The sequence below is a fragment of the Desulfofundulus sp. genome, assembly GCF_049701015.1.
In the GTDB taxonomy this organism is placed as follows: Bacteria; Bacillota; Desulfotomaculia; order Desulfotomaculales; family Desulfovirgulaceae; genus Desulfofundulus.
Window position 1 is genome coordinate 1 of record NZ_JBNATZ010000095.1, and the last position, 3,832, is coordinate 3,832.

The window sequence follows — 3,832 nt, forward strand, 5'->3', positions numbered from 1 at the left end:
GTTAAAAGTTAAGTGCCTGGCACAACTTATGTTACCGGTGGAAACATTAAAGGAACGGGTGCAAAAAGAAGGGATCGTCTTATATGACCGCCAGGGAGAGGAAAATAGCTCCTTAAAACGCCTGATATCGGAAATAAATGAAGACTTGCGCGAATTGATCAGACTGCCACTAAAGCCCGGTCTTTATTAGAGGAAGTGAATGCCAGAACAGGTCCCGTACCCGACCGGGATCTGATGGCCATGGCGGCCTATTTGCATCATTTTTACACGGGTGTGGAATCAATGTTCGAGCGCATTTCGCGCCAGATCGACGGTGGGCCGGTTAAGGCCGGAGACTGGCACCGGGAACTTTTAAGAAGCATGGACGTAGAACAGCATCCACATTCCAGAACCTGGAGCTACAACCTCTGTTTCAGCGCTATAATAACCAGTTCCGAGCGTTCAAAGCCAGTAGCCATGGAGAGCAGATCCAGCCTTCCCTTTACATCCGGCCGAAATCGCGGCGTCAACAGATATTTACCCTTTGGGATTTTTTCGTGTTTTAACAGCCAGCGGTAGCGTCTGGCGGTATCACACACGTTTTCCACCCACTGTTTGTCCATCCATTCGCTCAGCAAATTATTCAATAAACTGGAATAACCCTCTCCCCGAAGTCGATCATACAGGTCATAGGGCAGATAAATGGATGTCCGGCAGGTTCCCCGGTGAATTCCGGCAAGTTCCTGCCACTGAATTGCCCATTGCCTCCATTGTTCAGCCATACTTTTCCTGAACATGCTGGCGTGCATCAGCGGTTCAACCAGTGCCTGAAATTTCCGCACCTCAAGACGCGAAGAAATGTCCAGTCTTCCCTGTCCATCGATGTTTGCAGAAATATTAAATTTACTTTGCAGCAGGAACCTGAGAAAAGACTTTTCCTCCAGAGTATAGGATTCCGTGGATAATATTATCCGGCGGCCACCCTCTTTTAAGTTCCCATCATCTTGAAACCAGATGGCAAGCCCATCCGCTTCTAAATTTTGGGCAACCCAATCCATGGGGATTATTTTGCGCCTTTTGTACCAGGTGGGATACAATCTTTCCAAAAGGGGAGAAGTCCTGGACTGGCACAAAACCCTTACGTACTTCTTCTGCGTTCTGCGGTCAAAATTACTTCTAACCTGCATCCCGTTGGGGCCATAAGGCAGATAGTTTGCAAACAAATGAAAGCAATACTCGGCGTAGCTCTTATCTGCCAGCGCATGAATAAAACAAAACCGCGGCGCTCTGTGGGTTACGTTCATATACCCGTCGCCCAGCATTTTTCCGGCAAAGAGGGAAGCAAAAGCCAAGGAAGTTCACCACTTTTTAAGAAAAATCCAGAAGGTATCAACTTGTGCTGTTGTCTATACTCGTTAAACACCATTTGGTGGTTCTTATAAAGCCTCCCTTTTTTCGTTCCGGTGCCGCAAGATTGCTCTGCATTCAATCCCGGAGCCTTTTCTCTTCTTTATGGGGCACCTTCGGAACGAAACGCAGCAGGTTTGTCTGCAGAATTTTGGTGATTCATCCTGCCTGTGCTGGACAGAACACAGAGAAAGGGAAAAGATTGCACTCCCCGTCAGAATCTTCAACAATACCCTTATTAAGGTTCCTCATTATCCACTTAAAAGGTTTTTGAGCGCCGACGCAGTCAAAAGGTTCATACTTATAACGATATTCCATATTGTGCACCTCTCGCTACCCCAAGGCTTTACGAGGTTACCCCGGCCTTATCCTTTGCTGGTCAAACTTAACTTAAGCCACAGCTATTTTGTACACAATCTGAAGATTAAAAAGCAGGAGCAGGATGACGATATCATCCCGCTCCTACCTCTTAGTTAGCTTACCGCAGCAACTGCAGCACCATCTGAGGCTGCTGGTTGGCTTGACTGAGCATAGCCGTAGCGGCCTGCTGCAGGATGTTTAGCTTGGTGTATTCCATCATTTCCTTGGCCATGTCAATGTCGCGGATGCGGGACTCGGCGGCAGAAAGGTTTTCGGAAGCAGTGCCCAGGTTATTAATGGTGTGCTCAAGTCGGTTCTGGTAGGCGCCCAGCTTGGAGCGTTCGGCAGATACTTTCTCGATGGCGTTGTTGATGGTTGTAATGGCGGTATTAGCCGTTTGCTGACTCGATACGTCGACTCCTTTTACTTCAAGCGTGATATTCGAAGTAGGAGCTGCACCCAAAGTGAAGAGCTCGTTTCCGGCCGCATCCACATACTTTGTCCCGTCCTGAGATGTGGCTATAACCTGGCCGGTAGAATCCATCAGTTTCTTGTTTGTTGCATCCAAAGTGTACGTTCCGGCTTCCAGACGCTTGTTGTCCACCGTGGCGGTACCAGTGGCTTTACTGTTGGTCGTGTCAATGGTAATAGTGCCGCTGATGACTTTATCACTGAAGACAATCTTATCGGTACTGGTGGCGTCAGCTGTGGCAGTATACGTCTTACCATCCGAACTTGTGGCAATCACTAAACCGTTGCTGTCAACAAGCTGATATTTACTACTTGCTGAATCGTATTTCACCGTGTAGGTACCATCGCTAAAGCTGCTGTTTGTATTAGTAACCGTTCCAGTAGCAGTATAGGTCACATCACCCACTACACCCAGGGCGAATCCTCTCATGTCGTTAATCTGCAGTGAAAGGTTCTGGTTTTCGTTGGCGCCGATCTGGAAGGTGCCTTTGAAAGTGCCATTTAAGAGTTTCTGGGTGTTGAATTCGGTAGTGTTGCCAATCCGGGCAAGCTCTTGTGTAAGCTGGTCTACTTCTTTTTGGATCTCTGCCCTGTCAGTAGCAATATTCGTATCGCTGGCGGACTGGACGGCCAGTTCGCGCATCCGCTGCAGGATGGCGTGTGTCTCGTTCAACGCACCTTCGGCAGTTTGGATGAGAGAAATACCGTCTTGAGCATTCTTGGCGGCCATGTTCAGGCCCCGGATCTGCGCCCGCATTTTCTCACTGATGGCCAGGCCCGCTGCGTCGTCCCCGGCGCGCACGATGCGCAAACCAGAGGAGAGTTTCTCCAACGACTTGTTAGCCAGTATGTTGTTAGTCGACAACTGCCTGTACGTATTCAGCGCCGCGATGTTGTGATTGATGATCATCCTTCTCATTCCTCCCTGAATTTTTACTCGCCGCCCTCCCTGGCGGCGGCTTTGCGAAGGCGTCGGTACCGTCGGCCGCCCGGTACCGGTTCCTTCTAGTTACTTAATTCGGAAGGAATTTGAGAAGGTTTAGGGCGGAAGAAGGCACTTTTCAACGGGCTGCCCCGCCGGGCACGGCAAGAAAGCGGGCTGACTTTCCTTTTAAGCCACTCCCGGCTGCCAATTACAACCCTCTGGCGGCCGTTTCCGCGGAAAATGGGCTGCGGCCCGGCCTTTTTTAAGCAAGGCATTCTGATGGGCTTCAATAAATAAGCTGCCGATTCCGTAGCAGGTGCTACTTGCGGGCGGCTTTTTCGTTTTTGTTTTCCACCTGCGCTCTTAACCTTACCGCCAAGTCCCTGGTGACCAGGGCGGTGCGGTTTTCCTCCTGAACGTCCCTGTAGATTTCGTCCCGGTAGACGGCTACTTCCGGCGGTGCCTCGATGCCCAGGCGCACGAAGTCGCCGGTGACCTCCACCACCACGACGCGGATGTCCCGCCCGATGACCAGGGACTGGCCCTTCTTCCTGGTGAGCACCAGCATTTATTTCCCCTCCCCGGCGGGGTCTACCCCTTCACCTGTCCCGGCATCGCCCGGCGGGGATTCGGGCCTGGTTCCGGAAAGGTACCGTGGCTGGGGATCCTGCTGGGGCCGGTGGCGGTTGG

4 protein-coding genes and 1 pseudogene are annotated in these 3,832 nt (G+C 51.0%); 2 read left to right on the forward strand and 3 right to left on the reverse strand.

All coding sequences use genetic code 11. The features are described 5' to 3' along the window. Positions 1-190, forward strand: a 190-nt coding sequence (locus tag ACPLUI_RS07500) for a hypothetical protein (RefSeq protein WP_424659648.1), incomplete at its 5' end; no start/stop codon positions are given. Positions 191-240: 50 nt separating this feature from the next. Further along, a pseudogene (locus tag ACPLUI_RS07505) lies at positions 241-363 on the forward strand (hypothetical protein); the annotation flags it as partial. A 35-nt stretch (positions 364-398) separates the two neighbouring features. Here ACPLUI_RS07505 and ACPLUI_RS07510 read toward each other — a convergent pair. The 3 genes from ACPLUI_RS07510 to csrA form a co-directional block, all read right to left on the reverse strand. Next, on the reverse strand, positions 399-1,331 hold the full coding sequence (locus ACPLUI_RS07510) for an endonuclease (protein ID WP_424659649.1): 933 nt from the start codon (positions 1,329-1,331) through the stop codon (positions 399-401). A 533-nt stretch (positions 1,332-1,864) separates the two neighbouring features. Next, positions 1,865-3,127 carry a flagellin gene (locus ACPLUI_RS07515; protein WP_424659650.1) on the reverse strand — a complete coding sequence of 421 codons (1,263 nt, stop codon included), beginning with the start codon at positions 3,125-3,127 and terminating at the stop codon, positions 1,865-1,867. Positions 3,128-3,461: 334 nt separating this feature from the next. Next, positions 3,462-3,710, reverse strand: coding sequence for a carbon storage regulator CsrA (gene csrA, locus ACPLUI_RS07520; protein WP_424659651.1), 249 nt, complete (start codon positions 3,708-3,710; stop codon positions 3,462-3,464). Between the last annotated feature and the right edge of the window lie 122 nt (positions 3,711-3,832).